General features: G+C 72.0%; 28 protein-coding genes. 16 read left to right on the top strand and 12 right to left on the bottom strand.

Features of this window, described 5'->3' with window-relative positions:
- The first annotated feature begins 1 nt into the window (after position 1).
- Positions 2 to 997: an inorganic phosphate transporter gene (locus BMW78_RS08905; RefSeq protein ID WP_177180325.1), complete on the top strand. Its 996-nt coding sequence runs from the start codon at positions 2 to 4 to the stop codon at positions 995 to 997.
- Positions 998 to 1,419: 422 nt separating this feature from the next.
- Here BMW78_RS08905 and BMW78_RS08895 read toward each other — a convergent pair whose 3' ends face one another.
- The 8 genes from BMW78_RS08895 to mshD all read right to left on the bottom strand — a co-directional run bounded on the left by BMW78_RS08895 (position 1,420) and on the right by mshD (position 10,686).
- Positions 1,420 to 2,028, bottom strand: coding sequence for a type IV toxin-antitoxin system AbiEi family antitoxin domain-containing protein (locus BMW78_RS08895; RefSeq protein ID WP_091758466.1), 609 nt, complete (start codon positions 2,026 to 2,028; stop codon positions 1,420 to 1,422).
- A 141-nt stretch (positions 2,029 to 2,169) separates the two neighbouring features.
- Positions 2,170 to 2,946, bottom strand: a complete 777-nt coding sequence (gene pstB, locus BMW78_RS08890; protein WP_091758464.1) for a phosphate ABC transporter ATP-binding protein PstB — start codon at positions 2,944 to 2,946, stop codon at positions 2,170 to 2,172.
- Positions 2,947 to 3,034: 88 nt separating this feature from the next.
- Positions 3,035 to 3,952, bottom strand: a complete 918-nt coding sequence (gene pstA / locus BMW78_RS08885) for a phosphate ABC transporter permease PstA (protein WP_091758462.1) — start codon at positions 3,950 to 3,952, stop codon at positions 3,035 to 3,037.
- The gene (gene pstC, locus BMW78_RS08880; RefSeq protein ID WP_091758460.1) at positions 3,949 to 4,956 is read right to left on the bottom strand and encodes a phosphate ABC transporter permease subunit PstC; all 1,008 of its coding nucleotides are present in this window, start codon (positions 4,954 to 4,956) and stop codon (positions 3,949 to 3,951) included. Before pstC ends, pstA begins: the two co-directional genes overlap by 4 nt.
- Before the next feature lie 80 nt (positions 4,957 to 5,036).
- Positions 5,037 to 6,158 (bottom strand): phosphate ABC transporter substrate-binding protein PstS, encoded by a 1,122-nt coding sequence (gene pstS / locus BMW78_RS08875; protein WP_245735756.1) that lies wholly within the window; start codon positions 6,156 to 6,158, stop codon positions 5,037 to 5,039.
- Positions 6,159 to 6,403: 245 nt separating this feature from the next.
- Positions 6,404 to 7,354: an NUDIX hydrolase gene (locus BMW78_RS08870; protein ID WP_091758458.1), complete on the bottom strand. Its 951-nt coding sequence runs from the start codon at positions 7,352 to 7,354 to the stop codon at positions 6,404 to 6,406.
- Positions 7,355 to 7,424: 70 nt separating this feature from the next.
- Complete coding sequence (locus BMW78_RS08865) at positions 7,425 to 9,689, bottom strand: RNA degradosome polyphosphate kinase (protein ID WP_091758456.1); 2,265 nt, start codon at positions 9,687 to 9,689, stop codon at positions 7,425 to 7,427.
- Positions 9,690 to 9,699: 10 nt separating this feature from the next.
- Complete coding sequence (gene mshD / locus BMW78_RS08860; RefSeq protein ID WP_245735755.1) at positions 9,700 to 10,686, bottom strand: mycothiol synthase; 987 nt, start codon at positions 10,684 to 10,686, stop codon at positions 9,700 to 9,702.
- A 132-nt stretch (positions 10,687 to 10,818) separates the two neighbouring features.
- On the opposite strand from mshD, the gene BMW78_RS08855 reads away from it, so the two are divergent.
- Positions 10,819 to 12,672 (top strand): bifunctional metallophosphatase/5'-nucleotidase, encoded by a 1,854-nt coding sequence (locus tag BMW78_RS08855; protein ID WP_091758452.1) that lies wholly within the window; start codon positions 10,819 to 10,821, stop codon positions 12,670 to 12,672.
- Between the two features lie 117 nt (positions 12,673 to 12,789).
- On the opposite strand, the gene BMW78_RS08850 is transcribed toward BMW78_RS08855, so the two are convergent.
- Positions 12,790 to 13,494: a response regulator transcription factor gene (locus BMW78_RS08850; RefSeq protein WP_091758450.1), complete on the bottom strand. Its 705-nt coding sequence runs from the start codon at positions 13,492 to 13,494 to the stop codon at positions 12,790 to 12,792.
- 89 nt (positions 13,495 to 13,583) lie between these two features.
- On the opposite strand from BMW78_RS08850, the gene BMW78_RS08845 reads away from it, so the two are divergent.
- Both BMW78_RS08845 and BMW78_RS08840 read left to right on the top strand, forming a co-directional pair.
- Positions 13,584 to 13,844 (top strand): MoaD/ThiS family protein, encoded by a 261-nt coding sequence (locus BMW78_RS08845; RefSeq protein WP_091758449.1) that lies wholly within the window; start codon positions 13,584 to 13,586, stop codon positions 13,842 to 13,844.
- 45 nt (positions 13,845 to 13,889) lie between these two features.
- Positions 13,890 to 14,771 carry a hypothetical protein gene (locus tag BMW78_RS08840; RefSeq protein WP_218144290.1) on the top strand — a complete coding sequence of 294 codons (882 nt, stop codon included), beginning with the start codon at positions 13,890 to 13,892 and terminating at the stop codon, positions 14,769 to 14,771.
- Between the two features lie 149 nt (positions 14,772 to 14,920).
- Here BMW78_RS08840 and BMW78_RS08835 read toward each other — a convergent pair whose 3' ends face one another.
- Entirely contained in the window at positions 14,921 to 15,316 is a 396-nt protein-coding gene (locus BMW78_RS08835; RefSeq protein ID WP_177180324.1) for a DsrE family protein, read from the bottom strand.
- 125 nt (positions 15,317 to 15,441) lie between these two features.
- Between BMW78_RS08835 and BMW78_RS08830 the strand changes: the two genes are divergently transcribed.
- Genes BMW78_RS08830 through ygfZ form a run of 5 tightly spaced genes read left to right on the top strand, consistent with a single transcriptional unit; the run spans position 15,442 to position 19,107 of the window.
- Positions 15,442 to 15,942, top strand: a complete 501-nt coding sequence (locus BMW78_RS08830) for a heme-binding beta-barrel domain-containing protein (protein WP_091758445.1) — start codon at positions 15,442 to 15,444, stop codon at positions 15,940 to 15,942.
- A gap of 24 nt (positions 15,943 to 15,966) precedes the next feature.
- The gene (locus tag BMW78_RS08825; protein ID WP_091758443.1) at positions 15,967 to 16,578 is read left to right on the top strand and encodes an arsenate reductase/protein-tyrosine-phosphatase family protein; all 612 of its coding nucleotides are present in this window, start codon (positions 15,967 to 15,969) and stop codon (positions 16,576 to 16,578) included.
- Positions 16,571 to 17,581 (top strand): hypothetical protein, encoded by a 1,011-nt coding sequence (locus BMW78_RS08820; RefSeq protein ID WP_091758441.1) that lies wholly within the window; start codon positions 16,571 to 16,573, stop codon positions 17,579 to 17,581. Before BMW78_RS08825 ends, BMW78_RS08820 begins: the two co-directional genes overlap by 8 nt.
- Positions 17,582 to 17,623: 42 nt before the next feature.
- On the top strand, positions 17,624 to 18,046 hold the full coding sequence (locus BMW78_RS08815) for a Fur family transcriptional regulator (RefSeq protein ID WP_245735754.1): 423 nt from the start codon (positions 17,624 to 17,626) through the stop codon (positions 18,044 to 18,046).
- A complete protein-coding gene (gene ygfZ, locus BMW78_RS08810; protein WP_091758440.1) occupies positions 18,043 to 19,107 on the top strand; it encodes a CAF17-like 4Fe-4S cluster assembly/insertion protein YgfZ in 1,065 nt (354 codons plus the stop codon). The genes BMW78_RS08815 and ygfZ overlap by 4 nt, the downstream gene beginning before the upstream one ends.
- A gap of 42 nt (positions 19,108 to 19,149) precedes the next feature.
- Here ygfZ and BMW78_RS08805 read toward each other — a convergent pair whose 3' ends face one another.
- Positions 19,150 to 20,565: a tyrosine-protein kinase domain-containing protein gene (locus BMW78_RS08805; protein ID WP_177180323.1), complete on the bottom strand. Its 1,416-nt coding sequence runs from the start codon at positions 20,563 to 20,565 to the stop codon at positions 19,150 to 19,152.
- A 140-nt stretch (positions 20,566 to 20,705) separates the two neighbouring features.
- On the opposite strand from BMW78_RS08805, the gene BMW78_RS08800 reads away from it, so the two are divergent.
- From BMW78_RS08800 to BMW78_RS08770, 7 genes are all read left to right on the top strand, one after another.
- Positions 20,706 to 21,569 carry a beta-keto acid cleavage family enzyme gene (locus BMW78_RS08800; RefSeq protein WP_091758436.1) on the top strand — a complete coding sequence of 288 codons (864 nt, stop codon included), beginning with the start codon at positions 20,706 to 20,708 and terminating at the stop codon, positions 21,567 to 21,569.
- A 123-nt stretch (positions 21,570 to 21,692) separates the two neighbouring features.
- Positions 21,693 to 22,322 (top strand): helix-turn-helix domain-containing protein, encoded by a 630-nt coding sequence (locus tag BMW78_RS08795; protein WP_091758434.1) that lies wholly within the window; start codon positions 21,693 to 21,695, stop codon positions 22,320 to 22,322.
- A gap of 10 nt (positions 22,323 to 22,332) precedes the next feature.
- On the top strand, positions 22,333 to 23,019 hold the full coding sequence (locus BMW78_RS08790; RefSeq protein WP_177180322.1) for a hypothetical protein: 687 nt from the start codon (positions 22,333 to 22,335) through the stop codon (positions 23,017 to 23,019).
- A 102-nt stretch (positions 23,020 to 23,121) separates the two neighbouring features.
- The gene (locus BMW78_RS08785) at positions 23,122 to 24,126 is read left to right on the top strand and encodes an asparaginase (protein ID WP_245735753.1); all 1,005 of its coding nucleotides are present in this window, start codon (positions 23,122 to 23,124) and stop codon (positions 24,124 to 24,126) included.
- Between the two features lie 10 nt (positions 24,127 to 24,136).
- The gene (gene dtd / locus BMW78_RS08780) at positions 24,137 to 24,562 is read left to right on the top strand and encodes a D-aminoacyl-tRNA deacylase (RefSeq protein ID WP_091759101.1); all 426 of its coding nucleotides are present in this window, start codon (positions 24,137 to 24,139) and stop codon (positions 24,560 to 24,562) included.
- A 28-nt stretch (positions 24,563 to 24,590) separates the two neighbouring features.
- Positions 24,591 to 24,917, top strand: a complete 327-nt coding sequence (locus BMW78_RS08775; protein WP_091758432.1) for a DUF2516 family protein — start codon at positions 24,591 to 24,593, stop codon at positions 24,915 to 24,917.
- A gap of 110 nt (positions 24,918 to 25,027) precedes the next feature.
- The gene (locus tag BMW78_RS08770; RefSeq protein ID WP_091758430.1) at positions 25,028 to 25,393 is read left to right on the top strand and encodes a phosphomannose isomerase type II C-terminal cupin domain; all 366 of its coding nucleotides are present in this window, start codon (positions 25,028 to 25,030) and stop codon (positions 25,391 to 25,393) included.
- On the opposite strand, the gene BMW78_RS08765 is transcribed toward BMW78_RS08770, so the two are convergent.
- Positions 25,381 to 26,232 (bottom strand): class I SAM-dependent methyltransferase, encoded by an 852-nt coding sequence (locus BMW78_RS08765; protein WP_091758429.1) that lies wholly within the window; start codon positions 26,230 to 26,232, stop codon positions 25,381 to 25,383. The two genes, BMW78_RS08770 and BMW78_RS08765, sit on opposite strands and share 13 nt — an antisense overlap.
- Between the last annotated feature and the right edge of the window lie 55 nt (positions 26,233 to 26,287).

Raw genomic sequence — 26,287 nt, 5'->3', positions numbered from 1 at the left:
CGTGGAATGGCTGCCGATCGGCATCGTCATCGCCCTGGCGATGGGCTTCAACTACACCAACGGCTTCCATGACGCGGCGAACGCCATCGCCACCTCCGTCTCGACGCGGGCGCTGACCCCGCGCGTGGCACTGGGCATGGCTGCCGTGGCCAACCTCTTCGGCGCGTTCTTCGGCAAGAAGGTCGCGGACACCGTGGGCAAGGGCATCATCGACGCCCCTCAGGGCAGCGTCGGGCTGCTCATCTGTGCGGCGGCGCTCATCGGCGCCATCGGGTGGAACCTGCTGACCTGGTGGTACGGCCTGCCCTCGTCGTCCTCCCACGCGCTGATCGGGGGTCTCGGCGGCGCCGCGCTGGCGGCCGGGGCGACCGTGAAGTGGGCGGGCATCTGGGAGAAGGTCGTCATCCCCATGGTGGCCTCGCCGGTCGTCGGCATCATCGTGGGCTACCTCGCGATGACCGCGATCCTCTGGCTCTTCCGGCGGGCCCAACCGGGCAAGGTCTCCCGCGGCTTCCGCTACGCCCAGACCGCCTCCGCTGCGGCGATGGCGTTCGGCCACGGCCTTCAGGACGCCTCCAAGACCGCCGGTGTCGTCGTCCTGGCGCTGACCGTCGGGGGCTTCCACACCGGCAGCGAGGTCCCGTGGTGGGTGCTGTTGATGAGTGCGATCGTCATCTCGCTCGGCACCTACGCCGGTGGGTGGCGGATCATGCGCACCCTCGGGCGCCGCATCATCCACCTCGACCCGCCGCACGGCTTCGCGGCCGAGTCGACCGCTGCCGGCATCCTGTACGTCGCCGGCATGGGCTTCGGGGCGCCGATCTCGACGACCCACACGATCACGTCGGCGATCATGGGCGTGGGCTCCACGAAGCGGCTGTCGGCCGTCCGGTGGGGCGTGGCCGGCAACATCGTGGGCGCCTGGGTCTTCACCTTCCCCGGTGCCGGTCTCGCGGCTGCTCTCGCCTTCTACATCGGCAACGCCATCCTCCTCTGACCCACCGCCACTCCCCGACTTCGAATCCACCGAGCCGCTGATCGCCCGACAATGACCGGGTGTCAGCGGCTCGGCGCATACCAAGTCATCGCCGTTTGGCCCTCGGGTCGTACTCGCGCCCTGATCCGTGAGGGGTCGTGGCGGGCCCGGGCCGCTAACCAGCGATCCGCCACGACCCCGGGCCTGCGCGTGATCTCGCCCGGTTCCCAACGGACCACCGCGAAGCCGAGCTCCCGCAGTCGCGACTCGCGGACGCCTGCCTGAATCACCCTCCGGGCGACGGCGTCACCTGACCGGTCACCGCTGTCGTCGAACTCGCCGAGGTACTTCCCTGCCCCATCCGCCTCGCCCACGATTCCCTCGTACTCCCACAGTGCATCCACCCTTGCGACGAAGCGACCATCCCCCGTGAAGACGCTCACCTACGGGGTGGCCAGCGGAATGCCCTGCCGGTAGAGGGCAGCGGCGGAGTAGGACTCCAGCCAGTTCTCCCGTCCGCCGTCAAGGAGCGGTATGCCGTCGCGTGCCCTTCCGAGGCACGGCCAGCGGTACTGGACGTCGAGGACGTCCTCGATCTCCAGCAGACTGGTGAGGCCGCCGCGGAGGGCTGCGTCGCCGATGGCCACGGCATCGCCCAGGCTCAGGGAGCGGAAGCAGTCGACGACCGTTCGGGCGGGGGAGGTGACGAGCAGACCGTCGACCTCGCGCAGGTGTCGCTGGGGGAGATCCGCGCGGTGCAGGTGGGCCTTGCTGTTGGCGCGGCTCACCCGGGGCCGATCGGTCACCGTGAGCTCCACCCGCGGCAGCTCACCGTGGGGGTTGGGCAACCCCCAGACCAGGGCTGCACTGACATGGCTGAGCGCGGCCCTGCCGTCCGCGCGGCCCACGTTGTCGGCCAGCAGCTGGTGACGCTCGCGGGGTGCGAGCGACGACCACGGCTCGGGCACGGCATACAGGCCGGGCCGCAGGGGCGTGAGGTCGCCCCGCGCCAGGCAGCCCTGCACCTGGTGCCGCGTCAGGGCCGTCAGCATCTCGCTGCGGGTGGCGAGTGGGGCAGAGGTGCTTGGCCTGTGGACAGTGACTTCGTCTACGCCGTCCCGCTGAAGCGCCGCGTGGGAGGCGGCATGAGCGGCTCCGCGTAGACGAAGTCGGGAGAGGAAGGGGGTTCGGGGTCAGCCGAAGCGGCCGGAGATGTAGTCCTCGGTCGCCTTCACGCTGGGGTTGTTGAAGATGCGGTGGGTGTCGTCGATCTCGACCAGCTTGCCGGGCTTGCCGGTCGCCGCGAGGTTGAAGAACGCGGTGCGGTCCGAGACGCGGGCGGCCTGCTGCATGTTGTGCGTGACGATGACGATCGTGTACTGCGACTTCAGGTCGTTGATGAGGTCCTCGATCGCCAGGGTCGAGATCGGGTCGAGCGCCGAGCACGGCTCGTCCATCAGCAGCACCTGCGGCTCCACGGCGATGGCCCGGGCGATGCAGAGGCGCTGCTGCTGGCCACCGGAGAGGCCGGCGCCGGGCTTGTTCAGCCGGTCCTTGACCTCGTTCCAGAGGTTCGCGCCGCGCAGCGACTTCTCGACGACCTCGTCGAGCTTCTTCCTGCCCTTGACGCCGTTGAGGCGCAGACCGGCCGCGACGTTGTCGTAGATCGACATGGTGGGGAACGGGTTGGGCCGCTGGAACACCATGCCGATCGTGCGGCGCACCGCCACCGGGTCGACGTCGGAGGCATAGAGGTCCTGGTCGTCGAGCAGGACCTTGCCCTCGACGCGACCGCCGGGGATCACCTCGTGCATGCGGTTGAGCGTCCGCAGGAAGGTCGACTTGCCGCAGCCCGAGGGGCCGATGAAGGCGGTGACGGAGCGGGGCTCGACCGTCATGGTCACGCCCTCCACGGCCTTGAACTGGCCGTAGTAGACGTTCAGGTCGCTGACGTCGATGCGCTTTGCCATCAGAAGGTTTCGTCTTTCATGAGTGGTGCGGGGTGCATGAGGGGTATGCCGTGTGGCCGGACCGTGCGGGCCGGCGTCACTTCTTCAGTCACTTCTTCACCGAGCCGAAGCGCGCCACGAGGCGGCCGGCGATGTTGAGGAGGAGGATGAGGAGGATCAGGGTCAGGGCCGCGCCCCACATGCGCTCGACGGCCGCGGGCTGGCCGAGCTCGGTGCGGTCCTGGTTGATCATGGTCGGCAGCGTCGGCATGTAGCCGCTGAACAAGTTGGTCGCGATCGACTTGGTGTACGGGCCGAGGATCAGCAGCGGGGCGGTCTCACCCATGACGCGCGCCAGGCCGAGGAGGATGCCGGTGACGATGCCGGAGAAGGCCGTGGGCAGCACGACCTTGGCGATGGTCTTCCACTTGGGGACGCCGAGGGCGTAGGAGGCCTCGCGCAGCTCGTTCGGCACGAGCTTGAGCATCTCCTCGGTGGAGCGCACGACCACGGGGATCATGAGCAGCACCAGCGCGAGCGACACGGCGAAGCCGACCCGCTGGAAGCCGAACGTCGTGACCCACACCGCGTAGATGAACAGGGCCGCGACGATCGAGGGGATGCCGGTGAGGATGTCGACCATGAAGGAGACGGCCTTGGCGAACTTCCCGCGGCCGTACTCCACGAGGTAGATGGCGGTCATCACGGCGATCGGCACCGCGATGAGGGCGGTGACGGCGGCCTGGATCAGGGTGCCCTGGATGGCGTGGACGGCGCCGCCCCCGGCCCGGCGCGAGGTGATGCCGCGCTGGGAGTTGGTCCACCACTGCGACTCCATGAGCAGATGCCCACCGTGGCTGACGACGGTCCAGAGGATCCACACGAGCGGGACGACCGCCACGAGGAACGCCAGCCACATCACCACGCGGGCGACCTGGTCGCGGATAGTCCGCGAGCGCGACGGGTTGCCGAGCGCCGGGAGGACGGGGCCCGGGCTGGTCGAGCCGACGCGGGTGTCGGTGGTCATTCGGTGAAGGCCTTCCTGCGCTCGATCACGATGCGGGCGATCGCGTTCACCACGAAGGTGAGCACGAAGAGCACCAGGCCTGCGGCGATGAAGGCACCGGTCTTCTGCGGCGAGTCGAACTCGGCCGCGTTGTTGGCGATGCGCGACGCGAAGGTCTCACCGCCGTTGAACAGCGACCACGACCAGGGGTTGCCCGGCGAGAGGGTCGAGACGATGAAGGTCACGGCGATGGTCTCGCCGAGGGCGCGGCCGAGGGCCAGCATCGACGCGCTGATGACGCCGGGCCGGCCGAACGGCAGGACCGAGGTGCGGATCATCTCCCAGCGGGTGGCGCCGAGCGCGAGGGCGCCCTCCTTGTGGGCGACCGGCGTCTGGGCGAACACCTCACGGGAGAGGGCCGTGACGATGGGCAGCACCATGATGGCGAGCACGATGCCGATGAAGAAGATGGTGCCGCCGGAGATGCCGGTCTTGGCGAACAGCGGGAACCAGCCGAGCTTGGACTGCAGGAAGTCCTCGACGGGGCGGACAGCGGCGCGGAAGGTCAGCACCCCCCACAGGCCGTAGACGATCGACGGCACCGCGGCGAGCAGGTCGACCAGGCTGGCGGCCGGCCGGGAGAGCCAGCGGGGGGCGTACTGCGTGATGAACAGCGCGACGCCCACGCCCACGGGCACGGCGAGCGCCATCGCGATCAGCGACGACGCCACGGTGGTCCACAGCAGCTCGACGATGCCGAACCGGGGGTGGTCGCCGCCGACGGACCACTCGCGCGAGGTGAGGAAGCTGGCCTCGTTGTGGGCCAGCGCCGGGATCGCCTGCCACAGCAGGAAGACGCCGATCAGGGTGACCAGGGCGACGACGAGACCGCCTGCACCCGTGGCCAGGCCGCCGAACAGGCGGTCGCCGAGGCGACCGGTGCCGGCGGCGTCCCCGCCGAGCGGGGAGCCAGAGGTCGGGGTGGGGGTCTCGTCAGCAGCGGTGACGCCGGTGATCGTGCTCACGTGGGGCCTTACGTTCCTCGGGGGACAACGGCAGTATGCCGCGCGGCGGGCGAAGTGCCCTGCCGCGCGGCATACGAGGGTCAGGAGAGCGCCGAGATGGCGGCCTCGACCTTGGACTGGACCTCGGACGGGAGCGGCGCGTAGCCGATCTCCTCGAGCGACTTCTGGGTGTCCGCGGAGGCGAAGTGCTTCAGGAACGCCTTGGTCAGGTCGACCTTGGCCGGGTCCTGCGCCTTGGAGCAGACGATCTCGTAGGTGACCAGGAGGATCGGGTAGGCGCCGGACTCCTTGGTGGCGTAGTCGAGCTTGAGGCGCAGGTCGTTGCCCTCGCCGTCCTGCTTGGCGGCGGCGACGGCCTTGCCGACGGACTCACCGGTCAGCTCGACCGGCCCGGCGCCGTTGTCGACCTGCGCGATGCCGAGCTTGTTGTCCTTGGCGTAGGACCACTCGGCGTAGGTGAGGCCGCCCTCGGTGGACTGCACGGCGCTCGCGACACCCGCGGACTTCTCCTTGCCCTCGCCCTTGCCGGTCCAGCTCTTGCTGGGCTCGGCGGTCCACGCGCTGGGCGCGGCGGCCTTGAGGTACTTGGTGAAGTTCTCGGTGGTGCCCGACTCGTCGGAGCGGAAGAAGACCTTGACCGGGGTGCTCGGCAGCTTGACGCCGGGGTTGATCTTGGCGATCGCCGGGTCGTTCCAGGTGGTGATCTTGCCGTTGAACAGGTTCGCGATGACCTCGGGGGTGAGCACGAGCTTGGAGACGCCGGGAAGGTTGTAGGAGACGGCGATCGGGCCGGTCACCATGGGCAGGTTCCAGGCGGGGGAGCCGCAGTGCTTCTGGGCCTCCTCGGTCTCGATCTTGCCGTCCTTCGCCTCCTTCTTCAGGGCGGAGTCGGAGCCGGCGAAGTCGACCTGGCCGGCGAGGAACTGCTTGATGCCCGCACCGGAGCCGGTCGGGTTGTAGTTGACGGTGGCGCCCTCACACGCGTCCTGGAAGGAGGAGATGGCCTCCTCGATGGCGTTCTTCTGGGCGGAGGAGCCCTCGGCGTTCAGGGTGCCCTTGGCGCACTCCGCGGAGCTGGCCGAACCGGAGGCGGAGCCCTGCGAGCCCGAGCCGGCGGTGTTGTTGTCCGACCCGCAGGCCGACAGGGCGAGCGACCCGACGAGGGTGGCGCCGGCCAGCATGCCGAAACGCTGAATCTTCACGATCAAACCTCTCCACGAGAGAAAGTCAGTGGCGGGCAGGTGCCCGATGTTCGGTGGCGGGCGGGATGCCCGACGTTCGTGAAGGTAGGAGCGGTGAGTGACGCGATGGCCGGTGCCGGGTGAACGGAGGGTGAACAAGCCCGAGACTTTGCCCCACGCGTGCGCAGACGCCACCTGAGCCACAGTTGAACAACCCGTCAGGAGCGGGTCAAGTCCCGCAGGAGCCACGCCACTTCCGGCACAGGTCAGGGGAGGTGGCGCTCCACGGCCACGACCCGCGCGTCGGCGCCCCGGCCGACCAGGTGCGCGACCAGCACCTCGCCCTTGACCATCTTCTCCTCGGCGGCCTCGGCGAGCTGCTTCGCCGCACCCGGGCCGTCGTCGCTGCCGTGGTCGACGAGGCCGACGAGCTGCTCGAGCAGACCCGGCAGCACCGGGCCGTGGCTGCACAGCACGGCGGGCGTGCCGCGCCGGAGCAGGCGCGAGAGGTGGTGCGGTGCCCGGGTCGGGTCCGCCTCGTAGCCCTCCTCCGAGAGCCCCTCCCTGAGCCGCAGCGGCTGGCCCAGCCAGGCGGCATACGGCGCGATCGTGTCGGCGCACCGCACCGACGGTGAGCTGACCAGCCGCCGCACCCCGTATGCCGCGAGCAGCGGCACGATGGCGTCCGCGCGTCCGCGCCCGACGCGGTCGAGCGGGCGCCGCTGGTCGTCGGGGTCCTTCCACTGCCCGCGGGGCACGGCCTTGGCGTGCCGCACCAGCGCGAGCGGCCACGTGTCGAGCGCGCCGGCGGCGTCCGCGCGCACCAGCGCCCTCAGCTGGTCGCGGTCGCGCGCGTAGTCGAGCAGGTCGTGCGCGGCGACCACGTCGAGCCAGCGCACCTCGTCGATCTCGTTGGCGAGCTGTCCGGTGCCACCGGTCACCCGGGCCGCCCAGTAGCGCACCTCCTTGGCGGCGGGCTCGCCGTCCTTGCCGAGCACCGTGTACGTCGAGCAGGGCAGCGGGCGGCCGAGCCTGACCTCCAGCGCCGTCTCCTCGTGCGTCTCGCGCGCGGCGGCCACCGCCCAGTCCTCGCCCTGGTCGAGCTTGCCCTTGGCCCACGCCCAGTCGTCGTACTTGGGGCGGTGCACCAGCGCCACCTCCAGCCGATCCGCCCGTCGACGCCACGGCAGCGTGCCGGCAGCGGGGATCACCGGCATGACGGACCCCGGTGCCTGGCGTCGGCGGCGGTCACCAGCGGGCCGCGGCCAGGGTCAGGGACCACCTGGCTCAACGGCGTCGGGCCTTCCGCCGGCGCTTGGAGTGCATCTCGACCAGGGCGGTCTGCAGGTCGGGCAGCGGGGCGCCCTCGGAGTCGGTGGTGTGCCGGATCCAGCGGCCGTCGTCGGCGAGCTCCCAGTGCGTGTAGTCGCCGCTCATGCCCCGCGCCAGCAGGGTGCACAGCTCCTCGACGTGCCGGGGGTCGGTGATCCGCACCAGCGCCTCGACCCGCCGGTCGAGGTTGCGGTGCATCATGTCGGCGCTGCCGATGAAGACCTCCGGCTCGCCGGCGCCACCGAAGACGAAGACCCGCGAGTGCTCGAGGAACCGGCCGAGGTTGGAGTGCACCCGGATGTTGTCGGACAGGCCCTTCACCCCGGGGCGCACGGCGCAGATGCCGCGGACCCAGATGTCGACCTGCACCCCTGCCTGCGAGGCCCGGTAGAGCGCGTCGATGACCTGCTCGTCGACGATCGAGTTCACCTTGATCTGCACCAGGCCACCGTTTCCGGCTGCCGCATGGGCGATCTCTCCCTCGATGCGCTCGATGAGCCCGGCGCGGATCGACCGCGGGGCCACCAGCAGGCGCTTGAACTTGGTGCGCGGGGCGATCCCGGACAGCTGGTTGAACAGCCGGGTGAGGTCCTCGCCCACCTGCGGGTCGCAGGTGAGCAGCCCGAAGTCCTCGTAGAGCCGGGCGGTCTTCGGGTTGTAGTTGCCGGTGCCCACGTGGCAGTAGCGGACCAGGCCGTCGGCCTCCTGCCGCACCACGAGCGAGAGCTTGCAGTGGGTCTTCAGCCCGACGATTCCATAGACGACGTGCACGCCGGAGTGCTCGAGCTTGCGGGCCCACTTGATGTTGGCCTGCTCGTCGAACCGGGCCTTGATCTCCACGACGGCCAGCACCTGCTTGCCGGCCTCCGCGGCGTCGATGAGGGCGTCGACGATCGGGGAGTCGCCGCTGGTGCGGTAGAGCGTCTGCTTGATGGCCAGCACCTTGGGGTCGGCGGCCGCCTGCTCGATGAACGCCTGCACCGAGGTCGAGAACGAGTCGTAGGGGTGCTGCAGCAGCACGTCCTTGTCGCGCACCACCGCGAGGACGTCGCTGGCCTTGGCCGTCTCGGCGGGCGCGAGGTCGGCGTGCGTCTGCGGCCGGAACGCCGGGAACTTCAGGTCCGAGCGCTCGAGGTCGGCGATGAGGTTGAGCCCCCGCAGGTCGAGCGGCTTCGGCAGCCGGTAGACGTCCTGCTGGGCCACGCCGAGCTCGCGGATGAGCATGTCGAGCACGTGGCCGTCGATGTCGTCCTCGACCTCGAGGCGCACCGGCGGGCCGAACCGGCGGCGGGTGAGCTCCTTCTCCAGGGCCGCGAGGAGGTTCTCGGCGTCGTCCTCCTCCACCTCGAAGTCCTCGTTGCGGGTGACGCGGAAGGTGAAGTGCTCGAGGACCTCCATGCCGGGGAAGAGCATGTCGAGGTGGGCGGCGATGACCTCCTCCAGCGGCACGAAGCGCGTCTGCAGGTGGTCGGCGAGGGCGGACTCGCCGCCGGGGGGGTCGATGTGCAGCAGGCGGGGCAGCAGCGGCGGCACCTTGACGCGGGCGAAGTGCTCCTTGCCGGTCTTGGGGTTGACGAGCGTGATGGCCAGGTTGAGCGACAGCCCGGAGATGTACGGGAACGGGTGCGCGGGGTCGACCGCCAGCGGGGTCAGCACGGGGAAGACCTGGTCGGTGAACATCCAGGTGAGGTTCTCGCGCTCCTGGTCGGTGAGCTCGTCCCACCGCACCACCGAGATGCCCTCGTCCTCCAGGGCCGGCTGCACGCGGTCGCGGTAGAGGGCCGACTGCATCGACTGCAGCTCGTGGGCCACCAGGGAGATCTGCTCGAGAACCTCGCGGGGTTCGAGGCCCGAGGCGGACCGAACGGCCAGGCCGGTGGCGATCCGTCGCTTGAGGCCGGCCACACGCACCATGAAGAACTCGTCGAGGTTCGAGGTGAAGATCGCCAGGAACCGGGCGCGCTCCAGCAGGGGCACCGACTCGTCGGCCGCGAGCTGCAGCACGCGCTCGTTGAACTGCAGCCAGGAGATCTCACGGTCGAGGAACCGGTCGGAGGGCAGCCCGGTCTCGTCCTCGACGGACTGCACGACCCGCATGAAGCGTCCGTTGGACGCGCGGGGCTGGAAACGGGTGTTGTCGAGGGGGCTGGCGCTCGCGATGGAGACCTCGGGCTCGGTGGCCCCGGACTCCTCGACGCCGGTGCTCGTGCTGGCAGCCATTAGCTCATCCTCACACTCGTGCGTGAACGGCGCGCGAATACATGACGTCGACCATGATGTCGCGAAAACCGAGGCTGCTGTAGGTCCGAAGGGCCCCGGTGTTGTCCCCGTCGACGTAGAGCACGACCTCCGGCAGCCCCAGCCCGGCGAGGTGGGCCAGGCCCAGTGCGGTGAGCGGGCGGGCCAGCCCGCGTCCCTGGTATGCCGGGTGCACGCCGACGACGTAGACCTCACCGGCCGTGGCGGCCGGGTCGGAGGTGGAGCGCTGCTCGGGGTCGACCTTGGTCCAGTGGAACGCAGCCACCCGCCCCGGCGCCTCATCGGCCTCGACGACGATGAACCCGGCCGGGTCGAACCACGGCTGGTCCATGCGTTCGCGCAGGTCGGCGAGGGTGAGCCGGCCCTGCTCCGGGTGGCGCGCGAAGGCCGCGGCGTTGGTCTCCAGCCACGCCTCCTCGTCCTGGCCGGGCACGAAGGTGCGGGCGGAGAACCCGGCCGGCAGCGCGGTGGCGGCCCCGGCAGCCTCACCGGTGGCGTCGGCCTCGGTCAGCGGGCGGGCCATCTTGTGCAGCTCGCGCACCGGCTCCAGCCCCAGGGCCGCGGCGAACCCGCGTGCCGAGGGCAGGTCGCCGTGCGCCCACACCCGCGCCCGCGGGTCGCGCGCCTCCACCGCTGCCCATACCGCCGAGCCGAGGCCCTGCCTGCGCAGCGCCGGGTCCACCACGAGCTCCACGGAGGGTCCCTCGCCGTCGCCGGGGCTGCCGCCGTCAGCCCCGTCGGAACCGCCGCCGCCACCACCTGCCGGCTGGCACTGGGCGTACGCACCCAGGTGCCCCGCGGCATACGCGAGCACGTGCTCGACGGCCCCCTCGGGCGCAGCGAGGGAGAGCAGCGTCTGCTCCGACAGGGCGGCGACGCCGTCGGCGTCAGCGGCCCGGCGACCGAGGGTGCGGACCTCCTCGGCCTGCCCCGGGCTGAGCGACGGGAGGGTGGACACGGGGGGCACGGTGGGCGACGGCACGGGAAGCATTCCACCAATGGCGGTTCCCTTTGTCACCCCGCACCATTACCGTGCGTTTCAGCCGGGCCGCCGCCGGGCTGTCGCAACTTCTTCACAAGGGAACGATCCATGACCTCAGCTCGAAGCAGGCGCCTCACGGGGGTGCTCGCCGTGGCCGCGATGTCGGCCACCGGTCTGGCCTTGGCGTCGACGTCGTCGAACGCCGCGCCGAACGGTCCGACGATGGACATCCAGCTCCTGTCGTTCAACGACTTCCACGGCAACCTCGAGCCCCCGTCGGGCTCCAGCGGTCGCAACGTGGTCGGCCACGCTCCTGACACCAAGGACGCGAACAAGGACGGCAACGTCAACGACCCGATCGACGTCACGAAGGACGCCGGTGGAGTCGAGTACCTCGCGACGCACCTGAAGCAGGCCCGTGAGGGTCACCCGTACTCCCTGACCGTCGCCGCCGGCGACATCGTGGGCGCCAGCCCGCTGCTCTCGGCCGCCTTCCACGACGAGCCGACCATCGAGGCGATGAACCTGCTCGGCCTCGACGCGACCTCCGTGGGCAACCACGAGTTCGACGAGGGCTACAAGGAGCTCCAGCGCCTCGACCGGGGTGGCTGCCTCGACGACGGCAACGGCGCGAACAACCAGGACTCCTGCCCCGGTGGCAAGAGCTTCGCGGGGGCCGACTTCCCGTTCCTCGCCGCCAACGTGAAGTACGCCGGCACCAACCAGACGATCCTCCCGCCCTACACGATCAAGAACATCAAGGGCGCCAAGATCGGCTTCATCGGCATGACCCTCAAGGAGACCCCGAACATCGTCACCAAGTCGGGTGTCGAGGGCCTGGAGTTCACCGACGAGGTGGCCACCGCCAACGCGCTGGTGCCCGAGCTGCGCGCCCAGGGCGTGAACGCGATCGTCGTGCTGATCCACCAGGGCGGCAGCCCGGCCAAGGAGCCGTGGACCGGTCCCGACGGCAAGATCTACCAAGCCAACCCGACCTATGACTACACCTGCGCCAAAGGTGGCTCGCTCGACCCGAAGTCCTCGCCCATTCTCGGCATCGCCGCGAACCTCGACCCGGCGATCGACATGGTCATCTCCGGCCACACGCACCAGCCGTACGTCTGTGACGTCAAGGACCCGGCCGGCCAGCAGCGCCTCGTGACCTCGGCCTCCTCCTTCGGCCGCCTGTTCACCGACACCACGCTGACCTACGACCGTCGCACCCAGGACATCGTCCGGGCCTCGGTGAAGTCGGCCAACATGCAGGTCACCCGTGACGTGCCCAAGGATGCCGACCAGACCGCGCTGGTCAGCAAGTACCAGAAGCTCGTCGCCCCGATCGCCAGCCGCGTGCTCGGCTCCATCACCGAGGACATCGGCCGCAGCGGCGCCAACGCCAACGCCGCTGGGGAGCAGGAGCTCGGCGACCTCATCGCCGACGCCCAGCTCGCCGACCCGTCGGTGGTCACCGGTGGCCAGAAGCCGGTCATCGCGTTCATGAACCCCGGCGGCATCCGCGCCGACCTCACCTACGCGCAGAGCAAGGGCGAGGGCGACGGCGTCGTCACCTACGAGGAGGCGTTCACGGTCCAGCCGTTCAACAACTACCTCGTCTCGATGAGCCTCACCGGCGCCCAGGTCAAGCAGCTGCTCAAGGAGCAGGTGACCGGCTCGAATGCGGGCTCGAACAAGATCCTCCAGGTGTCGAAGGGCTTCTCCTACACCTACAAGGCTGACGGCACCATCAGCAACGTCATGCTGAACGGCGCCCCGCTGGAGGACACCGCGACCTACCGCATCGTGACGAACAACTTCCTCTCCGATGGTGGCGACGGCTTCCCGACGTTCACCCAGGGCACCGGCAAGTACTTCGGCGGCCTCGACATCGACGCCTTCGCCAACTACCTGGAGGCGAACAGCCCGTACAGCCCGGTCCCGCTCACCCGCATCACCAAGCAGTAGGCGAGGCCAGGCAGCCGCCCGGCACACGCCGCGCGGCACACGCCACGGAGCGTGAAGGAGGGCGCCTCCCGCAGCAGCGGGAGGCGCCCTCTCCGCGTTCCTCGAGGCCCGGTCGTCTCAGGCCTGGGCCAGCTCGTCGCTCTCCTGCTCGAGCGCGCCCGGCACGAAGCGGTAGCCGACGTTGCGCACCGTGCCGATCAGCACCTCGTGCTCGGGGCCGAGCTTGGCGCGCAGCCGCCGCACGTGGACGTCGACCGTGCGGGTGCCGCCGTAGTAGTCGTAGCCCCAGACCTCCTGCAGCAGCTGGGCGCGGGTGAAGACCCGGCCCGGGTGCTGGGCGAGGTACTTCAGCAGCTCGAACTCCTTGTAGGTGAGGTCGAGCAGCCGGCCGCGGACCCTCGCGGAGTAGGTCGCCTCGTCGATGGTGACGTCGCCCGAGGTGATGGTGAGCTCGGTGCCCTCGTCGCTGTCCTGCAGGCGCCCCACGGCCAGCCGCAGGCGCGCCTCGACCTCGGCCGGTCCGGCGGAGTCGAGCAGCACGTCGTCGACGCCCCACTCGGCCGTGAGAGCAGCGAGGCCGCCCTCGGTGAGGACGGCCATCAAGGGGACGGACACGCCGGTCGCGCGCAGCACCCGGCAGAGCGACTTGGCGACCGCCAGCTCGCGCCGCGCGTCCACCAGCACCGCGTCGGCGGGCGGGGCGTCCACCAGCGCGGTCGGCTCGGCGGGCAGGATCCGCACCTGGTGGGCGAGCAGGCCCAGCGCCGGCAGCACCTCGGCGCTGGGCGCCAGGGCGTTGGTCAGCAGCAGCAGGTGGGCCATACCAAGGCAGGATAGGTGGTGCCGGGCCCCACAATGGGGGCCACACACATCGTGAGACCTCCTGCGGGAGGGCGAGGAGAGAGACCGGTATGCCGCCCCACGCCCCTGACGCGACCGTCACCGTCCGCTACTGGGCGGGTGCCCGCGCCGCCGCGGGCGTCGACAGCGACACCGTCAGCGGGTGCGCCACCGTGGGCGACGCCGTGGCAGCCGTGACCCGCCTGCGTCCCGCGCTGGAGCCGGTCACGGCCGTCAGCTCGCTGCTCCTCGAGGGCGTGCCGGCCGACCGCGACGCCGCGCTGCCGGCCGGTGCCGTCGTCGAGGTGCTGCCTCCCTTCGCCGGCGGGTGATGGTGCCGGTGGGTGCCGGTGCCGGTGGGTGGAAGGATGGCCGGCGTGCCTGACGAACCGCAGAGTCCCCGCGCCCCCGGACCGGTGAGCCCTGCAGCGGCGTCCGACGGGTCTCCCATGACGCGGCGGCAGCGCCGCGAGGAGGCACAGGTCGCCCAGGCCCTGGTGCTGCCGCCGACCTCCTCGCGGCGCCCGCTGGCCGTGGGGTCGACCATGGCGCTGAGCGCCCTGGTGGCCCTCACCGGCTACGCCCACCCCCTGCTGGTCGCCCTCGCCGTCGGCCTCGCCGGTCTCGTGATGGCCTGGGGCTGGCCGGTGCTGCTGGGGCTGCCCAGCCGGTTCGGCACCACGGTGGTGCTCGTCATCGGCACCGTCGCCTGCACCGCGGCCTCGGCCCTCGCCGCCGACGAGCCCTTCCTGCGGTGGGTGCCGCCCGCCCTCGCGGTGAGCCTCATCGCCGCCTTCCTCCACCAGCTGCTCCGCCGCGACGGGCGTCCTCGTCTGACGGAGTCGGTCGCCGCCTCCGGGGCCGGTCTGGCCATCATCGCCAGCGGGGTCGCCTACATCCCCCTGCCACAGACCCGTGGCGGCTCGCAGACCCTGGCCGTGGCCATGGCGGCGCTCGCGTTCTCGGCGCTCGCCGACCTCGGCGTGCCCACCGCCCGGCTGCGGGCCTGGGCCCTCCCGCTGGCGATGGTGGTCGGCGGAGTGGCCGGGCTCGCGGTCGCCCTGCAGGCCGGACGGCCGTCGCCCGCCACCGGGGCCCTCATCGGGGTGCTCGTCGCCGGCACGTCGCACGCCGTGCGCCGGATCCTCGCGGTGCTGCCCTCGATGGTCTCCTCGCGCTCGCAGCTGGTCTCGGGAGCGACGTCGGTGCTGCTCTGCGGGGTCGTCGTCTACACCCTCGGCCGTCTGCTCGTCGCCTGACCCGGTTCCCGCGCGCCCGGTCCCAGGGCGGCATCCGACGATCTCCCCGCGACTTCGTACCCGCCGAGCCGCCCAAGGGACGCGAGGAAGGCCGCTTCGGCGGCTCGCGGCATACGAAGTCGGGTCGAGGTGGCTTCGGCGGGTGAGGGTCAGTAGACGAGGGCGCGGGTGTCGGGCGCCATGACCTCCTCGACGAACGCGGCCGCGCCACGGACCTGCGCGCCGGGCAGCAGGTCGGCGTCGGTGAGGTCGCGCCGGGCGGCGCACTGGCCGCACACCGTGACCGTGCCGGCGGCCAGCACGGCGTCGCGCAGCTCCGAGAGCGGGGCTGCGTGGGGGAGCACCAGCTCCTCGGCCCGTCCCGGCACGGCCACCCAGCTCGCGTCACCGGTGAGCCAGAGGCTCACCTCGACGCCGCTCGCCGCCGCGGTGGCCGCGACGGTCAGGCCCTGGTTGAGCCGTTCGAGGGCCTCCGGGCCGCAGGTGATCTTCACGACCAGGCGCTGGGGCGTGGCGGGCTGGGTGGTCGAGGCGGTGGCCGACATGGGGCTCAGGCTACGATCATCGACGTGGAAGCCTTCTACATCTCCCTGCTGATCCTGACCGTCATCGTGGTCACCTGGTTCGCCGGCTACGTCGTCTACCGCCTGGTGAAGACCCCGCAGTGACGATGGGAACCTTCACGCTCGACCCCAACCTGCCCCCCGCGCTCGCACCGCTCGCCTGGCTGATCGGCGAGTGGGAGGGCGCAGGTGTCGTCGGCTACCCCACGATCGAGTCCGCCCACTTCGGGCAGGAGATCAGCGTCACCCACGACGGCCGGCCGTTCCTCGAGTGGCAGAGCCGCACCTGGCTGCTCGACGAGCAGGGCAACAAGGTGCGTCCGCTGGCGCGCGAGCTGGGGTTCTGGCGACCGCTGGAGAACAACGAGGTCGAGCTGCTGCTGACCCACCCGACCGGGATCGTGGAGATGTACCACGGCACCACCGCGCCGGCGAAGATCGAGCTGCGCACCGACAGCGTGGTCCGCAGCCCCCACGCCAAGGAGTACAACGCCGCGGCGCGGATGTACGGGCTGGTCAACTCCAACCTCCTGTGGGTCATGGACATGGCCGCCGTGGGGCAGCCGCTGCAGAGCCACGTCTCGGCCGAGCTCAAGCGCGTCGGCTGAGACGCGCGGCGTGACGGGGGCGGGATGAGCGGGGGAGGCCCGACGGGTGCCGGCGTGGCCGGCGCGCGGGTCCTGACGGTGTGCACCGGCAACATCTGCCGGTCGCCCTTCATGGAGCGGGCCCTGCAGGCCGAGCTCGACCGGTCGTGGGGACCCGGCGTGGTCGAGGTCCGCAGCGCCGGCACCGGCGCCATGGTCGGCGAGCCGATGAACCCGCCCGCCCTGCGCCTCCTCGAGGCCGCCGGCTACAGCGCCGACGGGTTCGTCGCCCGGGCGCTCACGCCGGAGATCGTGGCGTCCGCCGACCTGGTGCTCACCGCCACCCGACGGCACCGGGGCCTGGTCGCCCAGATGCACCCGCGGGCGCTGCGCTACACCTTCACCCTCCGCGAGCTCGCCGACCTCGTCTCCGACCTGCCCCGGGAGGCGTATGCCGCGGGCGACGCGGGCGAGCACGTGCGGGCCCTCGTGCAGGCAGCCGCGGGAAGGCGGGGCCTGCGTCCGCCGCTCTCGGACGAAGATGCCGATGTCGTCGACCCCTACCGTCGCGAGGCCGTAGTGTTCGACACCATGTCGGCCCAGGTCATGTCAGCGCTCCCCCAGGTCGCGGCCGCGCTCGGGCGCGCCGATGGCTAAGCGGCTCGCCGGACCGCTCGGGCTCGTCGCCCTCGGCGCGTTCCTTCTCGTCGACGTGGGCCTGGTCGGCCTGGCCCTGCGCAGCACCGCCGCCACCCCGACCTCGGGGCAGTCCGGCTCCTCGGCGCGCCCGGCGGCCGAGAGCGGCGTCTCCGCGGGGGGTGCAGGCGCCACCCCGGGGTCCGGGGCCACCACCGACAGCGCCCCGGCCGCCACGCCCTCCGGGGGAGGCTCGTCGCCGTCCGCCGCCCCGGCCGAGGACCCTGTGCTCGAGCCCACCTCGGTCACCATCGGCCTCGTGGCCGTCGACGACTCGACCGCGTGGCGCTTCGCCCGCGGCAGCTGTGGCGCGGGCGGCTCGACGCTGGCGGTCACCGAGGACGGCGCCCAGACCTGGCAGCCGCGCGTGGCTCCCTTCGACACGACCCTGCGCGTGCGGGTCAGGGACAACGGCAGTGCCGCCTTCGCGATCGGTGGTGACGGCGACTGCACGCCGCGCTTCCGGCAGACCCGCGACACGGCCCAGACCTGGGACCGCCCGGGCACCGTCCCGGGCGCGTGGTACCGCGACGGGCAGGACCCGGCCGTGGTGGGCACCGAGGCCGGCGCCCGGGCCAAGCCGTGCGGCGACAGCGGGGTGGTCGACCTCGCCGTCGACGACCGGTTTGCGGTCGCGCTGTGCGGCGACGGTCGGCTGAGGTCGAGCGCCACCGGCAAGCAGTGGTCTGACGACGGACCCGTCGAGGGAGCCCTGGCGCTCGCCGTCACGGGCAAGCGCACGTTGGCCCTGGTGACCCGGGACGACTGCGCCGGGCTGGCCGTCGTCGACGCCGCCGACCCGCAGAAGGCCCTCGGCTGCGCGCCGGTGGAGCTGTCGAAGGTTCGGGCCGGGCAGGTCGCGCTGGCCGCGGCCGGCGACGCCGTCTGGGTGGCCGCCGGTGACACGACGTTGCGGGCGACCGGCGACCTCGTCGAGTGGAGCGGCGGACCGCAGGAGGGCTGACCGGCCCCGGCGGCGCCCGACGGCCGGCCGTAGAGTGGCGGGGTGGTGCAGGACATCGGTGCGAAGCTCCGGGCCCAGGGGCGGCGGATGACGCCGCAGCGGCAGCGGGTGCTCGACGCCGTCGCCTCCCTCGCCCACGCCACCCCCGACGACGTCGTGGCCGCGGTGGCCGGGGACGGCGGGCCGCCACTGGCGCCCTCCACGGTCTACCGGGCCCTCGACGCGCTCGAGTCGCTCGGCGCGGTGGGCCACACCCACCTCGACCACCGGGCCCCGACCTACCACCTGGCCGACCACGCCGACCACGTGCACCTGGTGTGCCGCGGCTGCGGGCGGGTCGACCAGTGCACCCGGGAGGCGGCCGAGGAGTTCGTGGGGAATGTCCTGCGCTCCACGGGCTTTGTGGCTGATGTGACACACATGGCAATCCACGGATGGTGCAGCGAATGCGCGAGGCAGCAATGACCACGACCGACCCGGCCACGACCGACCCGGAGGAGACGGACCGGGTGACCCGCTCACCCCTGCTGGACCGCCACGGTGCCGTCGAGGGGGAGGGGCCCGACGCCGGGGTGGCCGCCCACTACGGCGACCCCATGCGCGAGCAGCGGCTGCTGGCCGAGGGGCTGGCCGTGGTCGACCTGTCCCACCGCGGCGTCGTCACCGTGACCGGGCCCGACCGGCTCAGCTGGCTCCACTCGATCACCACCCAGCTGCTGACCGGCCTGGAGCCACGACTGTCGCGCGAGTCGCTCGTGCTCAGCCCCAAGGGGCACATCGAGCACAACCTGCACCTCGTCGACGACGGTGGGACCACCTGGATCACGGTCGAGCCCGGCACCGCCGCCCCGCTGGTGGCCTGGCTCGACTCGATGCGCTTCATGCTGCGGGTCGAGGTCGCCGACGTCTCGGCCGACTGGGCCGTGCTGGGTGAGCCCTCTGGCGCCGAGTCGCTCCCGGGGGAGCCGCTGGCCTGGCGCGACCCCTGGCCCGACCTCGTCGGTGACACCGCGGCATACGGCCCCACCGAGGGCCATCCTGCCGCCGGCCGCGCCTGGCGCGAGCTGCTCGTGCCGCGCGCCGAGCTCGCGCAGGCGGTCGGCGACCGGCCGCTGGCCGGCACCTGGGCGTCGGAGGCGCTGCGCGTCGCCGCGTGGCGACCGCGCCTCGGCTTCGAGACCGACCACCGCACCATCGCGCACGAGGTCGACTGGCTGCGCACGGCGGTCCACCTGCACAAGGGCTGCTACCGCGGGCAGGAGACCATCGCGCGCGTGCACAACCTCGGGCGACCGCCGCGTCGGCTGGTCTTCCTGCACCTCGACGGCTCCGGGCACACCATCCCCGAGCGGGGTGCCGAGGTGTATGCCGGTGGCGAGCGTGCCGTCGGCCACCTCACCTCCGTGGCCCGCCACTACGAGGACGGGCCGATCGCCCTCGCCCTGGTCAAGCGCAGCACCGACCCGGCGGCCGTCCTGCTCGCCGGCGGCGTGAGCGCCAGCCAGGAGGTCGTCGTCACGCCGTAGGCGTGGGCCGAGCGCGCGCGTCGACCCCGGCCCGCGCGGCGGTCAGACCCCGGCGTGCTCGTTCCGGCGGTCCTTGGCGCGCTCCTTGCGGGTGCGCGCGGGCAGCTGGGGCGCGTAGCCCTCGCGGTAGTAGTAGGTCTCGGCATCGGCGCCCTTGGTCGGGATGCGGTTGACGACCAGGCCGAGGACGTTGCCGTTGACCGCCTGGAGCGACTCCAGCCCGCGGGTCAGCTGCTCCTTGTGGACGATGTCGCAGCCGACCACGACGACCACGCCACCGGTGATGGTGCTCAGCACGGCGGCGTCGGTCACCGGCAGGAGGGGCGGGGCGTCGATGATGACGTAGTCGAACCGGCTCTCGAGCTCGCGGACCGTGCGCGACATGGCCTCGGAGCCGAGCAGCTCGCTGGGGTTCGGCGGGATCTGGCCGGCGCCGAGCACCTGGATGTTCGAGCCGCCGAACGGCTGCAGCACGTCGTCGAGGTCGGCCTGGCCGATCAGGACGTTGGTGAGGCCGACGGAGTTCTCCATGCCCATGTACTTGAGCATGCGCGGGCGGCGCAGGTCGCCCTCGACGAGGCAGACCCGCGAGCCGGCCGCCGCCATGGAGATGGCGAGGTTGGCCGTCGTGGTGGTCTTGCCCTCGCCCGGCAGCGACGAGGTGAAGGTCATCGAGCGCGGGTGGGTCGCGGCGTCGATGAACTGCAGGTTGGTGCGCAGGGCGCGGAACGCCTCGGCCCGCGGGCCGTGCGGGTCGGCCTGCACGATCAGCGGCCGCTTGGTGCTGTCGGCGTCGTACATGATGCCGCCGATGACGGTCTCGTCGGTGACGTCCTTGATGTCGCGCTCACCGCGGATCGAGGTGTCGAGCAGGTCGCGCAGCAGGGCGGCGCCGAGGCCGAGCATGAGCCCGAGCACCACACCGAGGGCGACGTTGCGCAGCGGCTTGGGGCTGACGGGTGCGTCGGGCGTGGACGGCGGGCGAACGACCGAGACCTTCACCGGGCTCGCCTTGTCGTTCGAGACCCGCTCGAGCTCGGCCACGGACTGCGAGAACTGCTTGCCGACGGCGTCGGCGATCCTAGCCGCCTGCTGCGGGTCGGTGTCGTCGACCATCACGTCGATGAGCACGGTGTCGAGCGGGACGCTGGCCGTGATCTTCTTCCCGAGCGCGTCGGCGTCGGTCTTGAGGCCCAGCTCCTTGATCACCGGGTCGAGGACGGTGGGGGTGGTGATGAGGTCCGAGTACGACTTCACCCGCTGCTGGGTGAAGGTGTTGCCCTGGTAGAGCTGCGAGGAGTCAGAGCTGGTCGTGGAGACGAACACCTGGGTGCGGGCCTCGTAGACCTTGGGGCTCCACAGGGTCACCAGTGCGGCCACGGCCACGAGGGCCAGGGTGACGGCGACGATGGTGCGCCAGCGCTTCCGGACGACCCGCAGGTAGTCGTGAAGGTCCACAGTCCCACTTTCCTCGTCTGCGCCTCCGTACACCGGGTGCGCGCGGTCGGGACCTACCACGAACGGCCCCCTGCTCAAACTCGGCCCAGTGTCCCACACATGGGACAAGTCGCCCACCTGCCGACTGCCATGATGGGCGCATGTCGAGCACCTCGTCCGCTGCCGCCGCCGCCAGCACCCTGATCACCGTCGCCCCGACCGGCGCCGAACTGTCCAAGGAGGACTTCCCGCAGCTGCCCTCGACGCTCGAGGAGCTCGTGGAGACGGCCACCGCCTGCGAGGCGGCCGGCGCGGCGATGATCCACCTCCACATCCGCGACGCCGAGCACCGGCCGACGCTCGACCACGGCTACCTCAAGGCCGCCGTCGACGCGCTGCGTGAGCAGACCTCCCTCGTGGTCCAGCTGTCCACCGGCGGCAGCGTGCACGACCCGCTCGAGCAGCGCCTGACCGTGCTCGACGCCGAGCCCGACTCCTGCAGCCTCACCTGCGGCACGACCAACTTCGGCGACGACGTGTTCCTCAACCCCTGGGGGTTCATGTCCGACCTGTACGTCCAGGCCCAGGAGCGCGAGGTCGTGCCCGAGTTCGAGCTCTTCGACCTCGGGCACGTGCACGCCCTGCGCCGCCTCATCGACACCCACGGGCTGCCGTTCGGCGGCAAGGTGCACGTCGACTTCGTCACCAACGTGCCGGGCGGTATGCCGGGCAGCCCGGCCGCGCTCATGGCGGCCGTGCAGCTGTTGCCCCCGGAGGTGACCAGCTGGGCGGCCACCGGCATCGGCCGGGCGCACCTGCCGGTGATGGCGGCGGCCCTGTCGGCCGGCGGCCACCTGCGGGTGGGCATGGAGGACAACGTCGTGTTCGCCCGTGGGAAGCAGGTGCAGCACAACCGCGAGCTCGTCGAGCGCGCCGCGCACCTGGCGCAGGTCATGCAGCGGCCCGCCATGTCGACCGACGACGCCCGTGCGCTGCTCGGCGTGAAGGACCGCCGCACGCGCTAGCAACCGGCCGCGGCCCCCGCCCCGGGCCCCGCGGCGCACCCGAAGCCCCCTCCCGCCCCGGTGTGAGGGGGCTCACGCTTGCCGGGGTTTGCATTTGCTAACTCGAGCAAGCATAATGAAGGTATGAGGCAGATCCCCCTGGGCAACCACCTGGGTGACTACCTGCGAGAGCAGAGGCAGTCAGCCCGGCTGTCGCTGCGCCAGCTGGCCGACCTCGCCGGCATCTCCAACCCCTACCTGTCGCAGATCGAGCGAGGGCTGAAGAAGCCGAGCGCCGAGATCCTCCAGCAGCTCGCCAAGGGACTCCAGGTCTCCGCCGAGTCGCTCTACGTCCGAGCCGGCATTCTCGACGAGCGCCCGCACGCCGGGTCGCCGGCCATCGACACCCGCGGGGCCATCTCCGTGGACCCGCACCTCACCGACCGCCAGAAGTCCGCCCTGCTCGACATCTACGACTCCTTCGTCGGTGCGCCAGACGCACCGAAGGAGGAGGCTGAGAGGCCGAACGCCGAGAAGGCGAAGGCCGAGCGGACCACGGACACGCCGAGCCGCCGGCGCAGCACCCGCTCCGGCAAGGCCGCCACGGCCGCCACGGCCGCCAAGGGCGGCAAGGGCGGCAAGGGCGGCAAGGCAGTCAGACCCGCTGCCGCGGCCGTGACCACCAAGAAGACGACCAAGGCCGCCAGGCCGGGCCCGTCCACCACCACACCCGCCACGTCCCCCGAACCCCAGACATCCACCGAGAAGGAATGAGGAGATCGCCATGACACTCGTGGTTGACATCACCAAGACCGTCACCGAGTCCACCCCCGTGTACGCCGCCGTCGGCGCCACCGACCTCGCGGTCGAGAAGGTGCGCGACGCCCGCGTCCGCGCCCAGGCCGCCCGCGCCGAGCTGACCGCCGACAAGATCCAGGCCCGGGTCGCCAAGCGCGCCACCGAGGTCACCGAGCAGGCCCAGCACGTGCCCGTGCTGGCGCTGAACCGCAGCCTCGAGCTCGCCAGCAAGGCCGTCGACGGCTACGAGTCGCTCGCCGCCCGCGGCGAGAGCCTGGTCCGGCGCGTGCGCAACCAGAAGGCCACCAAGGACCTGGTCGCGCAGGCCGAGAGCACCATCGCGCTCGGCAAGGGCGCCGTCACCACGGTCCGCAAGGCCGCGACCGACATCGAGCGCTCGGCCAAGGCCACGCTGACGACCGGCCGCCACCAGGCCACCTCCGTGGCCCACGTGGCCGTCGAGGCAGCGGAGGAGGAGGCTCGCGAGGTCACGACCGCCGCGACCACCTCGGCCAAGCGCACCCGCAGCGCCGCCAAGCGGACCACCACCACCGCCAAGAAGAGCGCCGCCGCCACGCGGTCCTCCGCGAAGCGCGCCACCACCGGTGCCCGCAAGACCGCCGCGGCCGCGAAGAAGGCCAGCACGGACGCCGCCAAGAAGGTCGGCGACTGAGCTGACCGACGGCCCGGCCTGACCGGGCCCAACGGCAGACCCGCCCACCCGGACCCCGTGGGCGGGTCTTCCGCTGCCCGGGCCCGTGGCTAGGGTGGCGCCGTGACCGAGCAGACCGTGGCCCAGCAGCAGACGGCCCCGCAACAGACACCGGCCGCCCTCGCCGACGCCCCCGTCCTCGCCCACGTGGTGCGCGGCGGCTTCGTCGAGTCGGCCCACCGCGCCAGCCTGGTGGCGACTGCCGCCGACGGCTCGCCCCTGCTCGCCCTCGGCGGTGTGGACGACCCGGTCTTCCCCCGCTCGTCGAACAAGCCGCTGCAGGCGCTCGCCATGGTGCGCCACGGCCTGGTGCTCGAGCCCGAGCTGCTCGCGCTCGCGTGCTCGAGCCACTCCGGTGAGGACTTCCACCTCGAGGGGGTGCGCCGCATCCTCTCCGGCGCCGGGCTCACCGAGGCCGACCTGCAGAACACGCCTGACTTCCCCTACGACGCGCAGGAGCAGGACCGGTGGCGGCGCGAGGGCCGCGAGAAGTCCTCGCTCGCCCAGAACTGCTCCGGCAAGCACGCCGCGATGCTGGCCACCTGTGTCGTCAACGGCTGGGACACCGCCACCTACCGCGACCCCAGCCACCCGCTCCAGCAGGCGATGGAGCAGACCCTCGCCGAGCTCGCCGGGGAGCCCGTCGCCGCGATGGCGGTCGACGGCTGCGGCGCACCCGTCATGGCGGTGAGCCTCGCCGGGCTCGCGCGGGCCTTCGGCCGGCTCGCCTCCGCGGAGGAGGGCACCCACGAGCGCACCATCGCCGACGCGATCCGGCGCCACCCGGCATACCTCGGCGGCACCCGCCGCGACGTCACCGCCCTCATCGAGGGCACCCCCGGACTCATCGCCAAGGACGGCGCCGAGGCGGTGTATGCCGTCGGGCTGGCCGACGGGCGCGGTATCGCGCTCAAGGTCGCCGACGGCGGGCAGCGCGCCCGTCCGGTGATCCTCGCCGCCGCGATGCGCCGGCTGGGGATCGAGTCGGAGGCGTTCGGCACGCTGGAGAGCGCGCCGGTGCTCGGCCACGGCGAGCCCGTGGGTGCGGTCGTGGCCGTGGGCCTGTGAGGGCTGGCGGATGAGGGCGGTGCTCCAGCGGGTGACCGAGGCGTCGGTCACCGTCGACGGCGAGGTCGTCGGCGCGATCGACCGACCGGGGCTGGTGGCCCTCGTCGGCGTGACGCACGACGACGGGCCCGAGCAGGTGTCCACGATGGCCCGCAAGATCAGCGACCTGCGCATCCTACGCGACGAGCGCTCGGTGCTCGACGAGGGCGCCCCCGTGCTGGTCGTCAGCCAGTTCACCCTCTACGCCGACACCAGGAAGGGCCGACGGCCCTCGTGGAACGGTGCGGCCCCGGGCGAGGTGGCCGAGCCGATGGTCGAGGCCGTGGTCGCGGCGCTGCGCGAGCGGGGTGTCGAGGTCGCCACCGGGCGGTTCGGGGCCATGATGCAGGTCAGCCTCGTGAACGACGGACCCGTCACGCTCGTAGTGGACGTCTGAGCCCTCTGCGACGCCGTAGGCTGGTCGCATGAACCTGATCGGCTCGGCGCAGAGCACCGTGACGCTCATCCTCGGCGTGGCCGCCCTGGCCCTGGAGGTGTTCGCGTTCATCGACGCGTTGCGCCACCGCCCGGACGCGTACGTCGCCGCCGGCAAGCGCACCAAGCAGTTCTGGCTGATCGTCACCGGGATCGCCGCGCTGGTGGGGTTCGTCTTCGTCTTCTCGCCGCTCAACCTCCTCGGCATCCTGGCCGTCGTGGGCGCGGCCATCTACCTCGCCGACGTGCGCCCGGCCCTGCAGCAGGTCAGCGGCCGGGGACGCGGCTCGTCGCAGGGGCCGTACGGACCCTGGTGACCCGCCCCGCGTCCGGGGCACCCTCCACGAACCAGCCGCACCGACCAGCCGCACGAACCGGCCACACACCGAACTGGCCACACACCGAACCGGCCAACACAAGGGGAGCCATGTCTGACCGTCAGGACCCGCGCGAGGAGATCTTCGTCGTCGAGCGCCCGTGGGGGCAGTTCCAGCAGTTCGTCTCCAACGAGACCGTGACGGTCAAGGTCATCACGGTCGAGCCGGGGCACCGCCTGTCGCTGCAGACGCACGAGAACCGCGGCGAGATGTGGCAGGTGCTCGACGTGCCGATCGAGGTCACCGTCGGCGAGCGCACCTGGGCGGCCGAGCCCGGCGAGTCGGTGTGGGTGCCGCCGCGCACGATGCACCGCATGGCCAACAAGAGCGACCGCGCCGGCCGGCTGCTCGAGGTCGCGTTCGGCGACTTCGACGAGGCCGACATCGTGCGCCTCGAGGACGACTACGCCCGCTGACCCTCCGGGGCCCGGGTGGCCAGTCCACCTGGCTGGGCGGGGTCGGTGCCGGGCGCCACGGCGTCCCACGCGACGGTGAGCTCGCCGAGTCGCCACCGGCTGGGTCCGTCGAGCAGGGGCCACCCCTCCTCGCGCAGCGCGGTGGCCGCCGCGAGGAAGCGCTGGCGCGCGCCGAACGAGCCGTGGTGCGCGGCATACGACCAGGCCCGGTCGAGCGCGGCGAGGTAGCCGTGCACCCGCTCACCCTCGACGTTGCGGTGGATGAGCGCCTTCGGCAGCCGCTCGGCGATCTCCGAGGGCGCCGTGAGGCCGCGCAGCCGCCACGACAGGGTCAGCGAGCGCGGCCCGGAGCGGTCGACCGCGACCCAGGTGCTGCGCCGCCCGAGCTCGTCGCAGGTGCCGTCGACCAGCAGGCCGTCGTCGCTGAGCCGCTCCTGCACCTGGGCCCAGGCCCCGGGCACCTCCGCCTCGTCGTACTGCCGGAGCACGTTGAAGGCGCGCACGACCACCGGGCGCTGCCGTCCCTCGAGCGGGACCTCGAACCCACCCCGCCGGAAGCTGAGGCCGGGCCGCTCGAGGTCGCGCGCGGCCGCGACCCGCGCGGGGTCGATCTCGATGCCGACGACGTGCACGTCGGGGCGCACCCTCCGCAGCCGCTCGTGCAGCTCGACCGCCGTGACGGGTGACGCGCCGTAGCCGAGGTCGACCACGACCGGGGTGTGCCGGTGCCGGCGGAGGCGCTTGGCCTGGGGCCCCGCCAGCCACCGGTCGACCCGGCGGAGGCGGTTGGGGTTGGTGGTGCCCCGAGTGATGGTGCCCACCGGCCGCTTGCTCGCCACGCCCGCAGGGTACGTGCCGGCGCCGGCTCGGCTGCCTCCGGTCCTAGGGTTGGAC

Origin of the sequence: Pedococcus cremeus, from assembly GCF_900111375.1 — a bacterium.
GTDB lineage: Bacteria > Actinomycetota > Actinomycetes > Actinomycetales > Dermatophilaceae > Pedococcus_A > Pedococcus_A cremeus.
The sequence above is the reverse complement of the archived record's forward strand: the minus strand, read 5'-3'. Positions and strand labels throughout refer to the sequence as shown.